General features: G+C 69.1%; 9 protein-coding genes. 5 read left to right on the top strand and 4 right to left on the bottom strand.

All coding sequences use genetic code 11. The features are described 5' to 3' along the window. Positions 1 to 93 precede the first annotated feature (93 nt). The 3 genes from ABTV10_RS03265 (at position 94) to ABTV10_RS03255 (ending at position 7,806) form a co-directional block, all read left to right on the top strand. Positions 94 to 2,961, top strand: coding sequence for an AfsR/SARP family transcriptional regulator (locus tag ABTV10_RS03265; RefSeq protein ID WP_499032489.1), 2,868 nt, complete (start codon positions 94 to 96; stop codon positions 2,959 to 2,961). Positions 2,962 to 3,012: 51 nt separating this feature from the next. After that, the gene (locus tag ABTV10_RS03260) at positions 3,013 to 4,425 is read left to right on the top strand and encodes an FAD-binding oxidoreductase (RefSeq protein WP_499032487.1); all 1,413 of its coding nucleotides are present in this window, start codon (positions 3,013 to 3,015) and stop codon (positions 4,423 to 4,425) included. Between the two features lie 237 nt (positions 4,426 to 4,662). Beyond that, the gene (locus ABTV10_RS03255; protein ID WP_499032485.1) at positions 4,663 to 7,806 is read left to right on the top strand and encodes an NAD-glutamate dehydrogenase domain-containing protein; all 3,144 of its coding nucleotides are present in this window, start codon (positions 4,663 to 4,665) and stop codon (positions 7,804 to 7,806) included. Here the strand turns inward: ABTV10_RS03255 and ABTV10_RS03250 are convergent, their stop codons facing one another. Further along, positions 7,807 to 9,333 (bottom strand): PucR family transcriptional regulator, encoded by a 1,527-nt coding sequence (locus tag ABTV10_RS03250; RefSeq protein ID WP_499032483.1) that lies wholly within the window; start codon positions 9,331 to 9,333, stop codon positions 7,807 to 7,809. It lies immediately after the preceding gene. Positions 9,334 to 9,477: 144 nt separating this feature from the next. On the opposite strand from ABTV10_RS03250, the gene gabT reads away from it, so the two are divergent. Then, positions 9,478 to 10,827, top strand: coding sequence for a 4-aminobutyrate--2-oxoglutarate transaminase (gene gabT, locus ABTV10_RS03245; protein WP_499032481.1), 1,350 nt, complete (start codon positions 9,478 to 9,480; stop codon positions 10,825 to 10,827). Between the two features lie 47 nt (positions 10,828 to 10,874). Next, on the top strand, positions 10,875 to 12,332 hold the full coding sequence (locus tag ABTV10_RS03240) for an NAD-dependent succinate-semialdehyde dehydrogenase (protein WP_499032478.1): 1,458 nt from the start codon (positions 10,875 to 10,877) through the stop codon (positions 12,330 to 12,332). A 446-nt stretch (positions 12,333 to 12,778) separates the two neighbouring features. Here the strand turns inward: ABTV10_RS03240 and ABTV10_RS03235 are convergent, their stop codons facing one another. The 3 genes from ABTV10_RS03235 to ABTV10_RS03225 form a co-directional block, all read right to left on the bottom strand. Then, positions 12,779 to 14,392 carry an amidohydrolase gene (locus ABTV10_RS03235; protein WP_499032475.1) on the bottom strand — a complete coding sequence of 538 codons (1,614 nt, stop codon included), beginning with the start codon at positions 14,390 to 14,392 and terminating at the stop codon, positions 12,779 to 12,781. Between the two features lie 82 nt (positions 14,393 to 14,474). Continuing rightward, positions 14,475 to 15,815: an MFS transporter gene (locus tag ABTV10_RS03230; RefSeq protein ID WP_499032472.1), complete on the bottom strand. Its 1,341-nt coding sequence runs from the start codon at positions 15,813 to 15,815 to the stop codon at positions 14,475 to 14,477. Between the two features lie 303 nt (positions 15,816 to 16,118). Further along, positions 16,119 to 17,072, bottom strand: a complete 954-nt coding sequence (locus tag ABTV10_RS03225; protein ID WP_499032470.1) for a LysR family transcriptional regulator — start codon at positions 17,070 to 17,072, stop codon at positions 16,119 to 16,121. Positions 17,073 to 17,112 lie beyond the last annotated feature (40 nt).

The raw sequence follows: 17,112 nt of genomic DNA, 5'->3' as shown, positions 1-17,112 counted from the left end.
TGTGCCCACCGAACCGCCACTCGGGCACCCCGACCTTCCATAGAATCCACCCGTTCGGCCTGTTGCCCGAACACGGAAGGGTGGAAGCCACCGATGTCCTCGTCGGATCTCGAGCTGGAGATGCTGGGCGGAGTCGCCGCCGCGATCGCGGGGCGCCCGGTCAACCTCGGCGGCGCCCGTCAGCGGACCCTGCTCGCGGCGCTGGTGACGGCCTATCCGTACGAGGTGTCCGCCGAACGACTCCTGGAACAGGTGTGGCACGACAGTTCCGACCCCAGGCCCGGTTCGCTGCACGTCGCGATCTCGAAACTGCGCGACAAGCTCGACCCCGGCCGCGCTCGTGGCTCGGAGGGCGCCGTCACGCGGACCGGCACGCGTTACCGGCTCGATGTACACCCCGACCAGATCGACACGGTGCGGTTCGCCGACCTGGTGACGCGTGGAGATCGACTGCGCGACGACGGTTCCGACGAGGCGTCCGCGGACGCGTACGAGTCGGCCCTCTCCCTGTGGAAGGGCGCACCGTTCGCGGACATCGCCGACAACGCCTTCGTGCAGTCCGAGGTCACGCGGCTCGAGGCACTGGAGCTGCGTACCCGCAAGGCGCTCATACGGATTCGGATCGACTGCGGCGACCTCGATACAGCCGCCGAGGCCGCCGGCGAGATCACCGTCACCCATCCGCTCGACGAGCAGGCCTGGGAGTTGCGGGTGCTGGCCCTCTACCGCGCCGGGCGGCAGTCCGATGCGCTGGCGGCGCTGCGTCGGGTGCGCACGATCCTCGACGCCGAACTCGGCATCGCGCCCGGCGTCCGCCTGCGCGAGCTGGAAACGGCCGTCCTGCGTCAGGACGACGCCCGGCTCGTCGGGACGGTGCCCTCGCCGTCCGCCCGTCCCGTGTCATCGAATCTCGCGACCCCGCGCACACTGCTCGTGGGCCGGGTGCAGGAGCTCGGCGACATCGGCCGGGCACTGACCAGGAGCGCCCTGACGACGCTCGTCGGACCGGGCGGCGTCGGCAAGACCCGCCTCGCCGTGGAGGTCTGCCGCCGGTCCGCCGTGACGGACGGAGTGTGGCTAGTCGATCTCGCGGCGGTGCAGTCGGAGGCCCTCGTGTGTCCGACCATCGCGACGACGCTGCAGTTGAGCGGACCGGGGACGGTCGACCATCTGGCGCGTGCACTCGCCGAACGCGAGTACACCATCGTGATGGACAACTGCGAGCACGTGATCGACGCGTGTGCGGAGGTCGTGGCGGCGATCCTCGACCGGTGCCCGTACGTACGGATCCTCGCGACGAGCCGGGAGCCGCTGGGAATCGAGGGCGAGTTCGTCTACGACGTCGACCCGCTGGACGTGGAGACGGCGATCGAGCTGTTCGCCGACCGCGCCGCGGGTGTGGTCCCCGGGTGGACGCTCGGTGAGCACGACGACGAGACCGTGCGACGTATCTGCCTCGAGCTCGACGGCATCCCCCTCGGCGTCGAACTGGCTGCGGCGCAACTGCGGATGCTCTCCGAGCAGCAGATCGCGGACGGCCTCGCCGACCGGTTCGCACTGCTGCAGGGCGGCCCCCGGACGGCGCCCGAGCGGCAACGTCGACTGGTCGACACCATCGACTGGAGCTACCGGCTGCTCGACGACGACGAGGCGCGGACGCTGCGTCAGATCGCGGTGTTCGCCGGATCCTTCGACATCGACGGAGCGGCCGCCGTCACCGAGAGCCGGTCTGCGCTCGCATCGCTCGAGCCGCTCACGGCACTGGTCCGACGCTCGCTTCTGCGCGTCGAGTCGTCGTCGTCACCGCGCCGCTACCGCCTGCTGCAGACCGTCCGGCAGTTCGCCCTCGACCACATGCCGGACGCCGAGCGCCGACGGGCCGAGGGTGCACACCGCCGGTTCGTCCTGGCTCGCGCGAGCGCCACCGCCGGGCATCTCCGGGACGCCTACGCGGTACACGCCCTCGCGGACCTCACCGCGGACGTCGCCGAGCACCGGGCCGCAGCAGAATCCGCTCTTACACAAAGCGATCCGGGATACGTGCTGGAACTCGCGGGCGCCCTGTACTGGTTTTGGTACCGGAAGGGCCACCTGCGCGAGGGCCTCGGGTGGCTGCACCGCGCCCTCGCCGCCGTGGATCGAGACCCGATCACCGTCGACGACCGCGTGCTGTCGGCCGCGTACACGGGCCTGGGCGGGTTGACCTACCTCACCGGAGATCCCGTCGGCGCCGCCGACGCGGCGACCCGTGCGGCCGAACTGTCCGACCGGATCGGCGGCGGCACCGACGCCGACTGGATGCGCTCCTGGGCCACGTACTTCCGCACGCTCACCGACCTGACGGCGGATCGGCCCCGCGAGGCGCTCGCCTGTGTCGACCGACTGCGCTCGAGCGGTGCGCCGTGGCAGGTCGCCGAGGCGCTCATGATCCAGGGGATGATCCTGCGATTCCACGGGGACTCCGCCGGGGCCCGGTCCGTCCTCGAGGAAGCCGTCGCGGTTGCCGAACGGTGTGGACACGGCTGGGCGGTGGGGTCGGCGTCGTGGACCCTCTTCCGTGCCGCGATGGACCTCGACGACGTCGTCGCGGCCCTCGACGCCACCCGTCTCATGCACACCGTGCTCGACTCCGAGGGCGACGTGACGTCGTGGCTGGTACTGGTCCACAGCATCTCCACGCTCGCCGTCCGCCTCGGCTTCCCCACCGACGGCGCCGCCCTGCTGGGCGCGGTGCACGCGCAGGGCTCCCGAATCGGCTTCCTGCCCGAACTCATGGACCCGGTCGACGGGCCACGCGACGCTGCGACGGTGCGGGACGCGCTCGACGCCGCCGAGTTCGCCGCGCACCACGCGCGTGGGGCCGCCCTGACACGGGCGGAGGTCAACGCCCTGGTCTGGTACCTGTGCGAGCGCGGACGGCGTCTCACCGGGGAACATGAGCAGGCGTTAAGCGAACGGTAAGCGTCCGCGTGTCTCCTGGATCGGAACGAATACCCGACCCGAGGAGATTCGATGTCGAACCCGCCGAACACCGCATTGTCGGGTGCGTCCCTCGCCGAACGACTCGGCAACGCCGTCGCGGGCGCCGTGTACGGCCCCGGGGACGACGGCTACCGCCTCTCCGCCGCCGGATTCAACGCGGCGACGGTGCACCGCAGCGCCGCCGTCGTGGTCGCCTCCAACGCCGCCGACATCGCCGCCACCGTGCGGATCGCCGGCGAACTCGGGCTGACCATCGCCGTCCAGGCGACCGGGCACGGCGCCGCCCCCGCACCCGAGGACAGCATCCTGATCGACACCGCCCTGCTCGACGGGGTGATGATCGACCGCACCAGACGCACCGCGACCGTCGAAGCCGGCGTCCGCTGGCAGCAGGTGCTCGACGCCGCCGCTCCGCACGGCCTGGCCGCGCTCGCAGGATCGTCCACCACGGTCGGCGTTGTCGGCTACACGCTCGGCGGCGGCCTGGGCCCGATCGCCCGCACCCACGGCTTCGCGGCCGACCACGTGTTGTCGATGGAGGTCGTCACCGCCGACGGACGTCTGCGGCGGGTCTCCCCCGACGTGGAGCCGGACCTGTTCTGGGCGTTGCTCGGCGGTGGCGGCGCGTTCGGCATCGTCACCCGAATGACCTTCCGGCTCTTCCCGATCCAGACGATCGACGCCGGCGGCGTCTTCTACGACATCGCCGACGCACCGGTCGTCCTGCGGCGCTGGCGGGACTGGATCGCCGCGGCCTCGGACTCGGTGTCGAGTTCCGTCGCGATCGTCAATTTCCCGCCGCTGCCCGACCTGCCGGAGCCGCTGCGCGGGCGCACCGCCGTGCACGTGCGCGTCGCGCACGCCGGAGTCGAGGCGAACGGACTCGAATCGCTCGCCCCGATGCGCACCATCGCCGAGCCGATCCTCGACACGGTGACCGAGATCATGTTCCCGGCAATCGCATCGATCCACGCCGACCCCACCGACCCGATGCCGACGATGGAGCGCTCGACGCTGGTGCGGGAACTACCGGACGGCGCGATCGACGCCCTGCTCGCTGTCGCGGGACCCGAGGCCGGCCTGCCGATCATGCTGGCCGAGATCCGGGCACTGGGCGGCGCTCTCGCGGAGACGGCGGTGTCGAACGCGGTGGGCGGTCGCGATGCCGCCTACTCGCTGTTCACCGTCGGTGTGCTCGCCCCGCCCATCGCCGACGCGGTCCCGGGCGCGCTCGAGACCGTCGTCGACGCGATGAGTCCGTGGAGCACCGGCGGCGCGCTGGTCAACTTCGCGGGAGGGCCCGGGGGCGCACCCGCGTCTCGCGTCGCCGCGGCGTGGACGCCCGCGCAGCGACGTCGGCTGCTCGCGACGCGGGCCACCTACGACCCGGCCGGTGTCTTCGCACCCGCCGCACGCTGGTCGCTCGACACCGCCGCGCCCTGAACTCCCGCGTCCTGCGCACTTGTCGCGGCCACCGGCCGAGTGAGGGGACGACAAGTACGCAGGACGCGGGCTCGGCATCGGCCGTACCCTGCGATCCGCCGGAACACCCATGTGCGTTTCGGCGGATCGCGGCGTTCCGGCTCGCCAAAATGTCCAATCGAAATTCCTTGCAGGCGAGGCACACTCAGAGCGTCCACGTCCGACGAATCCGACTCCCGCCGACCGAACAGGTGTGTGATGACCATCAGCAAGGGATCGATGACGCTCCCCTCCACCGCAGACGCCGACAACCGCCCCCGCATGGAGTTCGTCTCCCCCGGCGACGCCACCGACCGCGCCCACGGCATGCATGCCGTCGTGGTGTGGCCGACCACGCGCCCGGCACTGGCCGACGTCGCGAGGGACTTCGAGTGCTTCGGCCTCCGCATCGAGGAGCACGAGCCGATCACCGCCCCGCAGCCGGCCGGCAACGGCGCCACCGCGGACCGGTTCCGCTTCGGCAGCCCCGCCCGGGCGTGGGCAGCCGACGCCACCGCACTGCTCGTCGACGCCTTCGAGACCGCGACCGCGGAGGGTCTCGAGATCGACCGGTTCTGCATGCTCACCCCTGTCGCCGGCCTCTGCTGGCGTGATGTCGTGTTGGTCCGCTGCATGGTCCGCTACCTGCAGCAGGCCGGCCTCGGATTCTCCGACGCCTACGTCGTCGATAGCCTGTTGCGTCACAACACCTTCACGAAGAGTGTGGTGGACCTTTTCCACACCCGTTTCGACCCGGCGCTCGCCGACCGGGACCGGGCGATCACCGAGTTGGAGAGACGGCTGGCTCCGCTCGTCGAGGATGCGGCGACCCTCGACGAGGACCGGATCCTGCGCGCACTGTCGAGTTTCGTCGGTGCGGTGCTGCGCACCAATTGGTACCAGCGCTCGGCGGACGGCCGCCCCAAGCACTACGCCTCGTTCAAGCTCGAACCGTCGCGCCTGGCGCAACCCGGCCGCATCGTGCCGCACCGCGAGATCTTCGTCCGCGGAGGCGGTGTCGAGGGCGTCCACGTTCGGGCCGGCACGGTGGCCCGTGGCGGGCTGCGCTGGTCCGATCGGCCCGAGAGCTACCGCACCGAGGTGCTGGGGCTCATGACGACGCAGACCGTGAAGAACTCGCCGATCGTCCCGACCGGAGCCAAGGGTTCGTACGTGTTGATCGGCGACGTCGCGCCCGACGCCGGGTACGCGGTGTTCATCCGCGGACTGATGGACGTCACCGACAACATCGTCGACGGTCGTGTCGTGGCCCCCGCGGACACCGTCATGTACGACGACGCCGATCCCTACCTGGTGGTCGCCGCCGACAAGGGCACGGCCCGCTTCTCCGACCTCGCGAATTCCGTTGCTGCCGAATACGATTTCTGGCTGGGTGACGCCTTCGCCTCCGGAGGATCGCGGGGCTACGACCACAAGGCGATGGGAATCACCGCGCGGGGCGCGTGGCTCTCGGTCCGCCGGCACTTCGCCGAACTGGGCGTGGACACCCAGTCCGACCCGGTCACCGTCGCGGGCATCGGCGACATGTCCGGTGACGTCTTCGGGAACGGGATGCTGCTCTCGCGCACGATCGGACTCGTCGCGGCGTTCGATCACCGCCACATCTTCCTGGACCCGGACCCCGACCCCGACGTCTCGTTCACGCAGCGCCGCATTCTGTTCGAGACGCCGGGATCGAGCTGGGACGACTACCCGCGCGACGCCATCTCCGAGGGCGGCGGGGTGTGGCCGCGGTCCGCCAAGCAGGTGCCGCTGTCACCGGAGGTGCGGAAGCTGCTGGGCGTCGAGGCCGACGTGCTCCCGCCGGGCGAGCTGATTCGCGCGATCCTCCGCGCACCGGTGGACCTGCTGTGGAACGGCGGCGTCGGGACGTACGTCAAGGCTTCGACGGAAACGGATACGGACGCAGCAGATCCCGCGAACGATGCGGTGCGCGTCGACGCCGCCGACCTGCGCTGCCGGGTGGTGGGTGAAGGCGGCAACCTCGGCTTCACGCAGCGCGCCCGGATCGAGTTCGCCCTCGGCGGCGGGCGCATCAATGCGGACTTCATCGACAATGCCGCCGGGGTGGCGACGTCCGACCGGGAGGTGAACCTCAAGATCGCGCTGGACGGTGCCGTGGCGGCAGGCGAGCTGGCCGAGGACGACCGCAATGCACTGCTGGCGGAATGCACCGACCACGTGGCGGGCGCAGTCCTCGGCGACTGCACGAGCCAGACGCTGGCGATCAGCCTCGCCGAGTCGCAGGCCGTGTCGCTGCTCGGACGGCACGAGCGACTGATCGTGAACCTCGAGGCGGTCGGCGGGCTGGACCGCACGCGAGCGGTCCTGCCCGGTACGCGGGACCTGTTGCTCCGCACCGAGGCGGGCCTCGGGCTGACTCGTCCCGAAATCGCGACGCTGCTGGCACATTCGAAGAACACGGTGCGCGACGACCTGCTCGGCTCCGGCGTCCCGGACGAGCCGATCTTCGCCCGTCTCCTCGTCGACTATTTCCCGCCGTCGTTCCACGACCGGTTCCCCGACCGTCTCCGCGGGCACCGGCTGCGCCGGGAGATCATCGCGACCCAGATCGCGGACCAGTTGATCAATCACGTAGGCCCGGGTCTGATCTACCGGCTCGAGGAGCGGCTCGGCGTGAGCACGCCCCAGGTCGCGCTGGCGTACGCCGTGGTCGCCGAACTCTTCGACGTGGACGCGATGTGGGACCGCGCCGTCGCCGTCGTCGACCTCGCCGATCGCGACTCGTGGGGTCCGCTGCACACCGTGCAGGCGCTCATCGAGCGTGCCTGCTCGTGGCTGCTGCGCAATCGGCCCGTGCCGGTCGAACCGCAGTCGGAGGTCCGGCGCTACCGCGACGCCGTTCGGCGCCTGCTCGAGGACTACCCGCCTGCGACCGTCGACGGCACGATCGCGGGCACCTCGCTGCCACTGCTCGGCGAGGCACTCCCCTTCGCGGAGAACGCTCTCGCACTGGGAGTTCCGATCGACCAGGTGGCCTACGCATACCTGACGCTCGGCGACGACCTGGGTGTGTTCCGTATCGTCGATCGCCTGGAGCACTGGCCGCGCCGGGCGTATTGGGACACGCTGGCCACGGCGGGGTTGCGGGACGAGATCTCGGCACGGCTGCATGCACTGGTCGGCAGTGTCATGGCACACGGACCCGACGACGTGTCCCCCGACGACCGGCTGGCACTGTGGCGCGCCCACCACGAGTCCGCGGTGGGGCGGCTGCACCGGATCGTCGTCGCGGCCCGGGCCGACGGCGAGATCGACCTGGCGCGCGCCTGCACGATCAGCGCGGAACTCGCCACGACGCTGGCCGCGGTGGCGCAGTAGCTACGCCTGGGAGGCGATGATCGCCAGGAGAAGCTCCGCGCGCACGCGGGCGACATCGAGCCGGCAGTCCAGCAGGGATTCGATTTTCGCGATCCGGCTCCGGAGCGTGTGCCGGTGCACGCCCAACGCGCCCGCCGCCGACTCCCAGTGCCCGTTCGCCTCGAGGAAGGACCGCAGCGACGCCACCAGTTCCGTGCCGTGATCACGATCGTGGTCGGCGAGGGGCGTGATCGCCGTGTCGGCGATGGAACGCAGCACCTGACGAGTCGAGTCGAGTGTCAACAGCGCGCTGCCCGTCAGTGCCGAGAACTCGAGCGGCGCGGCTCCCGCCCCGGCCGCGGACGCCGCCAGCTGCGCCTGGTCGATCGCCTCGACGAAGCGGGCGACCGGCAGCCGCCCGCTCAGTCCGACGCGCGCGGACCGTCGGACCGCCTCGCCCGCATGGACGAGCAGCGTGCGCGCGAACGCGGCGTCGTCGGTTCCGCGGAGGAGCACCGTCACACGCGCATCGGCTCGGCGCAGGAAGAGCGGTCGGCCGGCCTCGTTCATGGCCGTCTCGATCGAGGCCGCGACCTCCGCCGCATCCTCGGGTGACGTGCAGACCCCGGCCAGCGCACGGATGACGCCGCGATCGTCCGCCGCGGGCGCGAGCTGTTCGCGGGCCGGCTCGAGATCGATGTGCTCCGAGAGCAGCAGCCCGAGGATCTGGCTGTTGAGCTGATTCTGCGCGGCCCGCAACCGCACCGGCTTCTCGAAGTCGAGTGCCAGCAGCGAGTTGGCGTGGCCCAGCAGAACCTGGTCGACGGAGCCGAGTGGCTTGGGGCTGACCACCGCGAGGCTGCCGTGGAGGTGCCGACCCAGTCCGATCCGTTGAACGGTCATCGACTGTCCCGAATGCGCCTGGGCGACAAGGCTGGACGTGGTATCGGAGACCGAGCCGATCAGGTCGGACACCTCCGCGACGGTGTCGTCCTCCACGTCGGCGGGATGCCATTCGAGGAGCCGACCGCGACGGTCGAACAGCAGTGCCGTCGCGTCGGTCGCCACTGCCAGCTCACGCACGATGGCGCGGGCACCGCCCTGGACCACGGCCCGCGTCATCCGCGGCTGCGCCGTGGACGCACGCAGCAGCGCGTCGTACCGCTGCTCGGCCAGGCAGTCCATGACCCGCTTCGTGACCGCTGCGAAGGGGGTGGGCAACGGCACCTCCAGGAGTGGCAGCCCGATCTCGTCGGCCGCCGCGACCAGTTCGTCGGGCATCGTCGCGTGCGTCAGACCGACACCGAAACCGACCGCGGCGACACCGGCGTCGAACAAGCGCCGCACGTAGTCGCCGTACCCGTCCGCACCGGATGGTGCCCCGAGGCCCGTCGTCAGCAGCAGCTCGCCTCCCGACAGCCACGGCGACGGATCGGACAGCTCGGTGGTGATGGCGAACTCGATGTCGCGGTCGAGACCGGACGCGCCTGCGCGCAGACGTAGGAACAACTCCGGCTGCGCCAGCACCCACCGGACGGTCACGCCCATCTTCAACTCCTGACCCGGCCCCGACTGTCGGTCCGAAATGGCGAATCCTGTGTGTGCCCCCACTCCATTCTGGCAGGTGCTCGGCACTCCACAGCGAACCAGACTAGGACCAGTCCGATCTTCACGACAGGGGTCCTCCACGACATGAACACCAGCGAAAACACCGCCTTCCGCCTTCCGCAGAAGCGCAACCTCGTCACCGAACTGCCCGGTCCGAAGTCGCGGGCCCTCACCGAACGCCGCCGCGCCAGCGTCGCGGCCGGCGTCGGCTCCAGCGTCCCGGTCTATGCCGCCGACGCCGACGGCGGTGTGATCGTCGACGTCGACGGGAACACCCTGGTCGACCTGGGCTCGGGCATCGCGGTCACCAGCGTGGGCGCGTCGGATCCCGCCGTCGTCGATGCCGTCCGCGACCAAGCCGGGCGCTTCACCCACACGTGCTTCATGGTCACCCCCTACGAGGGCTACGTGCAGGTCGCGGAGGAACTCGCGGCGCTCACGCCCGGTGACCACGACAAGCGCACCGTGCTGTTCAACTCCGGCGCCGAGGCCGTGGAGAACGCGATCAAGGTCGCGCGCCTCGCCACCGGCCGCTCCGCCGTCGTCGCGTTCGACCACGCCTACCACGGCCGCACCAACCTGACGATGGCGCTCACCGCCAAGTCCATGCCGTACAAGACCAACTTCGGCCCGTTCGCCCCCGAGGTGTACCGGATGCCGATGTCGTACCCGTTCCGCGACGACAGCGAACTGACGGGCAAGGAAGCGGCACAGCGCGCGATCACCCAGATCGAGAAGCAGATCGGCGCCGAGTCCCTCGCCGCGATCATCATCGAGCCGATCCAGGGCGAGGGCGGATTCATCGTTCCCGCACCGGGATTCCTGCCGACGCTCGCCGCATGGGCGAAGACCAACGGCGTCGTGTTCATCGCCGACGAGGTCCAGACCGGGTTCGCCCGCACCGGTTCGTGGTTCGCGTGCGACCACGAGCAGGTCGTGCCGGACATCATCACCATGGCCAAGGGCATCGCCGGCGGACTCCCGCTGTCCGCGATCACCGGTCGCGCCGACCTGCTCGACAAGGTGCACTCCGGCGGCCTCGGTGGCACCTACGGCGGCAACCCGATCGCGTGTGCGGCAGCCCTCGCGACGATCCGGACGATGCGAGATCTGGACCTGCCCGCGCGCGCACGCCACATCGAGGAGATCGTGACGACCCGTCTGTTGAACCTCGCCGAGGAGGTCCCGGCGATCGGTGACGTCCGCGGTCGCGGCGCCATGCTGGCGATGGAGTTCGTCGTACCGGGCAGCACCGAGCCGAATGCCGAGTTGACGCGCAAGGTCGTCGCACGCGCGCTCGAGCAGGGCGTCATCCTGCTGACCTGCGGCACCTACGGCAACGTGGTGCGCCTGCTGCCGCCGCTCGTCATCGGCGACGACCTGCTCACCGATGCCCTGGACGTGATCGAGGACGCCGTCCGCACCTCGGCCTGATCACCGAATCTTCCTGATACACCCTGGAATCGACTGGAAGCAGAACGATGATTGATGTCTCCACCCTCGTCTCCACCGTCCCGACCGGGCTGTGGATCGACGGCGAATCCACCCCGGCCGCCGGCGGCGGCACGTTCCCTGTTCTGGATCCGGCGACCGGCGAGGCGCTGACCACGGTTGCCGACGCCGGCGCCGACGACGCGCTGCGGGCTCTCGACGCGGCGTGCCGCGTCCAGGCGGAGTGGGCGGCCACCTCGCCGCGCGAACGATCCGTCATCCTCCGCCGGGCCTGGGAACTCGTCGTCGAGCGGACCGAGGACCTGGCGCTGCTGATGACGACCGAGATGGGAAAGGCCTTGCCGGAGAGCCGCAGCGAGGTGGCGTACGGCGCCGAGTTCCTGCGCTGGTTCAGCGAGGAGGCGGTGCGCATCCAGGGCCGGTCGACGCGATCACCGGGCGGCGCCGGGCGCATCCTCGTCAACAAGGTGCCGGTGGGTCCGTGCCTGGCCATCACCCCGTGGAACTTCCCGCTCGCCATGGGAACCCGCAAGATCGGCCCCGCCCTCGCCGCGGGCTGCACGATGATCGTCAAGCCCGCCGCCGAGACGCCGCTGACGATGCTGGCCTTCGCGCAGATCCTCGCCGAGGCCGGGCTGCCGGCCGGCGTGGTCTCGGTGCTCCCGACGTCCGACGCGGCCGCCGTGTCCGGCCCGCTGCTGGCCGATCCACGGTTGCGCAAGGTCACCTTCACCGGGTCGACTCCGGTGGGCCGCATACTCATCGAGCAGTCTGCGCGTAACGTCCTGCGCACGTCCATGGAGCTCGGCGGGAACGCGCCGTTCATCGTGTTCGACGACGCGGACCTGGACGCGGCTCTGGACGGGGCGATGGCGGCGAAGATGCGCAACGGCGGCGAGGCGTGCACCGCCGCGAACCGGATCATGGTCGCCAACTCCGTGCGCGAGGAGTTCACCGCCCGGCTCACCGAACGGATAGCCGCGCTGAAGGTCGGGCCGGGGCACGAGCCCGGCGTCGACGTCGGACCGCTCGTCAGTGCCAAGCAGCGCGCGAGCGTCGCGGCCCTCGTCGACGAGGCGGTCGCGGTGGGCGCCCGCGTGCGCACCGGCGGCCGGCAGCTCGACGGAGCCGGCTTCTTCTACGAGCCGACGGTCCTCGACCAGGTGCCTGCCGACGCGCGCATCGTCCGCGACGAGATCTTCGGCCCGGTCGCCGCGATCACCGGATTCGACACCGAGGAGGAGGCGGTCGCCGCGGCCAACGACACCGAATACGGTCTCGCTGCATACATATTCACGCAGAATCTCGACCGGGCACTGCGGGTGGCCGACGCGCTCGAGTCCGGCATGGTGGGCGTCAACCGGGGTGTGGTCTCCGACGTCGCCGCGCCGTTCGGCGGCGTCAAGCAGTCCGGCCTGGGCAGCGAGGGCGGCGTCGAGGGTATCGACGAGTACCTCGACACCAAGTACATCGGATTCACTGCCTGACCCGAGAACAACGGAAGCCGGAGGCGCCGCTCACCCCGCAGGGGGTGGGCGGCGCCTCCGGCCGGCACAGCGAACTCGACACCGAATGGCACAGTCTCCCGGCGTCACCGGACGCGCGGGCCGCTCGACGGAGGGAGGAGCAGAACCGGAACGGCCGTGAACCGCAGCCCGAGTGGCTGCCACGAGATGTATCTACACACAATCGATGACAAGGAGTCATTCCATGGGTTCTTCCACCGCTCAGCTCGGTCAGATCGGCGCCGTCGCCGGACTCGTCTCGGCCATCGCCGCCGTCGTGGGAGCCGTCGCCGGCGTGGCGACGCTGTTCATGTAGTCCGGGCGACTCACGACGGATCCGCCTCGCGGAGAAGATGATCCGCCCTAGGAACGCTGTGGAACCTGGGGCGGATCGGTCGGATCACCGATCGGGACGGAGCGTCGCGACCTCAGTCTCGCGAATAGACCTGCACGCCTCCGACGAACGTCGACCGGACACCGACCTTCGAGATCTGATCGTGCGGAACTTCCAGGGGGTCCTCGTCGAGAACGACGAAGTCGGCGAGCTGGCCCACGGTCAGGCTACCCTTGCGGTCGCTCTCACCGGTGGCGACAGCCGATCCTGCCGTGTAGATCGACAGCGCCTCGGCGGGTGAAATCCGCTGGGACGGACCGACAAGGGCACCATCCCACCCCGTGCGCGTCGTCATGCTCTGCAGCGCCAGGAGCGGCTCGATGCCGCCGCAGGGGAAGTCCGACGACCCGGCGACGGCTACTCCGGCGTCGAGGAACGAGCGGTGCGCGAACATCGATTCGACGCGCTCCTCGCCGTACCAGTCGATGAGGTGGCCGCCGTGCTGGTGAACGTAGCTGCCGAAGGGAACGGCGATCGCGCCGAGATGGTGCATGCGCCGCAGGATGTCCTCGTTGACGAGGCTGCAGTGCTCGATGCGATGCCGCAGTCCCGGGCGGGGAATCGTGCGCTGCACCTGCTCGAACTCGTCGAGAACGTAGCGGATGGCGCGGTCACCGTTTGCATGGATGCAGGCACGATTTCCGTCGCTGTGGACTCGCCGCACGAAGTCCGCGAGTTCCGCGTTGGTGAGCACCTGGATACCGTGGTCGCCGGTGAGGTTGTGCGGTTCGTCCATCAGGCAGGTGCGGCCACCGACAGCGCCGTCCGCAAAGGCCTTCACACCGACGAAGCGCAGATGGTCGTCGCCGAAACCGGACCGCAGGCCCAACTGGTGAACCGCATCGTAGTGCTGGGCCGCGAGGAGGAAACCGACCCGCATCGTCAGCATTCCGCGATCCCGGGCCTCGGAGAAGAGACGGATGTCCTCGGGTCCCGCCAGGGCGTCGCACACCGAGGTGAGCCCGGCCGCGTGCCAGCGCCGAATCACCGTTTCCACCGCCGCGACCCGGTCGTCGAGGTCCGACTGTGGAACGACGGGTTCCCTATTGCCATGGGTGTAGGCGAAATCCGTCAACGCCTGCTCGTACAGGATTCCGTTGAGCCGTCCCGTTCCGTCGCGACCGAACTCGCCGCCGCTGGGAGGCTCCGTGTCGTCCGTGATGCCGCCGGCCGCGAGTGCCGCGGAGTTGACGACGGCCCAGTGGCAGGCCACGTGCAGAATGATCGTCGGTACGTCGCCGGTTACCGCGTCGAGGTCCCAACGCGTGAGTACCCGTCCGTCGGACATCTTGGCATCGTCGTAGCCGTTCGCGCGCACCCACCCCTGCGCTGGATTGCTCTTCGCTCTCGCACCGACTTTCCCGACGAGTTCGGCAAGCGAGGACACCTGCGCGGGTGACACATCGAGCTGCAGTTCATTGTCGGCTGCCATTGCAAGGTGCAGATGTGCGTCGTGGAATCCGGGCGAGATCACCGCGTCACCCATGTCGTCCACCCGCGCGGACGGGAACTGCGCGACCAGGTCGGCGGCGTCGCCCAGTGCGACCACGCGATCACCGGCGATGGCGATGGCGTTGGTAGGCGCATCCTCGCCCGGACGAATGATGCGTCGGGCCCGAATGATCCGTGAAGTCGTCGAGTTGTTCATAGTCTGGTTCAGATCCTTGTAGTTCGAGTGCTCGCGCAGGCCGCTTCCGCCTGCCGCGGGCGCGGGTCGCGAGTGGTCGTGTCTATTGCGCTCCAATGGCCTTGTCGCGCTTGAGCGGATGCGTTTCAGGCACCCTGGTCAGGAGCAACACGGCGAGTACCGCCGCTGCGAAGCAGGCGATGTAGATTCCGGGTGCCACACGGATCCCGGTGGCGTCGATCAGCCATGCCCCGACGAACGGGGCGGTACCACCGAGAAGGGCGTAACCGAGGTTGTAGCTGATCGCGGCCGACGTCATGCGGTTCGCGACGTCGAACGCTTCGACGAAGAACGCGCAGCTACCTCCGACGTAGATCGACAGCGGAACGATGAACAGCAGCCCACCGAGAATGGCACCGCCGAGCGTGCCGGATGTGGCCAGCGCAAAGCTGGGAATCGCGAGCAGCACGAAGAGCGCCGCTCCGCTGACGAGCATGGGTTTGCGGCCTACCCGGTCGCCGATCATTCCCGAAAACGGAACGAGAATGGTCGAGAGCGCCATCGTTGCGGCGGTAATCGCGAGCGACGCCTCGCGGCCGAGGTCGGCGACCGTCTGCAACATCGTCACGAAGTATCCGGACAGGTAGTAGAAGCCCATCGCGTTGAGGCCGCACACAAAGAACACCTGCACCATTCGGCGGCCGTTCGCCTTGACCGTCTTCCCGAGCCGCTCCGCTCGCCCACCCTCATGACCTGTCGTGAACTCGTCCGACTCGCTGGTATGCAACCGCATCCACAGGCCGAAGAGCGACAGTGGCAGCGCAACGAGGAACGGGATGCGCCAGCCCCAGGTCGCGAAGGCGTCCTCCGACAGCAGGCGGGACAGCAACAGCACGAAACCGGCAGCCACGACGCCGGGAAGGCTTGTCGCGGAGATCGTGATACTCAGCCACAGACCGCGGCGTGTCAGCGGCGCGTGCTCCATCACGAACGTCGGCGCGCCGACCGCCTCACCGCCGGCCGAAAAGCCCTGGACAAGTCGGCACAGCACCAGCAGCACCGGGGCCCACAGGCCGATGGCCGAGTACGTGGGCAGGAGTCCGATAGCCGCCGTCGCTCCGCCGATCGCCAGAAGGGTGATGAACAGGACCGGCCGCCGTCCGATTCGATCGCCCAGCCGGCCGAAGTACAGGCCGCCCAGCGGGCGGACGAGGAACGCGACACCGAAGGTCGCCATCGCAGCGAGGACGCTGGTCGCGCCGTTGGCGCTGGGGAAGAACAGTTGCGAAATCAGCACAGCCGAGATCGCGTAGAGACCGAAATCGTAGAACTCGATGAACTGCCCGATGGCGCCAGCGGCCAGCACCCGCAACTGCGGCGGGGCGGCCATCCCGTCAGGGGCGGGGGTACCAGTGTCGTCGAGAGTGCGTGGAAGTGTCGTCATGCGTACCTTTTCTCCGTCTTCTCCATCGAGATCGTGAGCAGATATACGTCACCCGATGTGGTGCGAGTCACAGCTTTGCGCAGCGATCTCACATTCGTCGAATTGAAAGTTCACGCGGTATGCATAAGAAGTCTCAATGGCTGAACCCACCATCAGCGGCCTGTCGATCGCGTAAACGTCTGTACTGCAGCAAGGTTGGGCCCAGACAGGGCACGCACACATCCAGCCCGACACGGTTCCCGATGTCGCACCGGCTCACCGCGAGATCATCGACAGGGATGTCGCGGAGACACACGCGTCAGATCACTGCGCCACGAACCGCCAGGTCGAGTTCCGGACCGCGTTCCAGCCCAACGCCTCGAAACAGGCGTCGGTAAAGGCAGCCGCCTTCCTCGACAGGCTGATACCGCGCAATTTGACCAGACACAGCTCGACCGGCGGTAACTCCTCGCGGATCTCGACGTCGACCACACGACCGCCCGAGTACGTATGGTCCAGGCCGAGACGCTGATTGAGGATCGTGTATCCCTGTCCCGCCGCTACGTAGGATCGCAACGTCTCGTAATTCTGGGTCGTGTGTCGAATCCGCGGCACTATCCCCAGGATTCTGAAGTAGTTCAGGTAGTGCGGCCGGGCATGCGGAAGCGAGAACAACACGAACGGGTCCTGGGCCAGTTCATGGAGGCTGACCTCGGTGCGGCCGGCCTCGACGAGCGGATGGCTCGCGGAGAGCAGCAGATGCGGCGGGACACGCTCGACGGTGAGCACGTCGAACTGCTCATCGATGCCGAAGTCGTACATCACGGCCAGTTCGCATTCGCCTGTGCGGATCATCGACAGGAGATGCTCCAGGTCACCCTCGAGAAACGCGAGGTCGACGCCCGGAAACCGCGCGGCCATGCGACTGGTGAGCACCGGAACCCTGGACGGCGCTATCGGCCCGTACAGCCCGACGGACAATCGTCCGTTGAGGTCGCCATGTCCCCGCGTAGTCAGCTCCCGCAACGAATCGACATCGTTCAGGATCGACTGCGCGGCTATCAGCAATCGACGCCCCGCCGGGGTGAGGCGGACACCTTTCCGCGGCACACGGACGAACAACTCGATGCCATAGATGTGTTCGAGCTGCGTCATCGCAATCGACATCGTCGCCTGTGTCACGTGCAGATCCGACGCCGCGGCGGTCATGTTGCCACTACGAGCCACGGCCACGAAGTAGCGGAGCTGCGTGAGCGAAGGTTCCTTGGAAATGATCATCACCTGTGGCGATTTGGCACGATGTCGGGGTTCGATTCAC

Source organism: Paraburkholderia sp. RHO2 (assembly GCF_050955445.1).
GTDB lineage: Bacteria > Actinomycetota > Actinomycetes > Mycobacteriales > Mycobacteriaceae > Prescottella > Prescottella agglutinans_A.
Note: the sequence above shows the minus strand (reverse complement) of the source record. Positions and strands in the feature narration are given on the sequence as shown.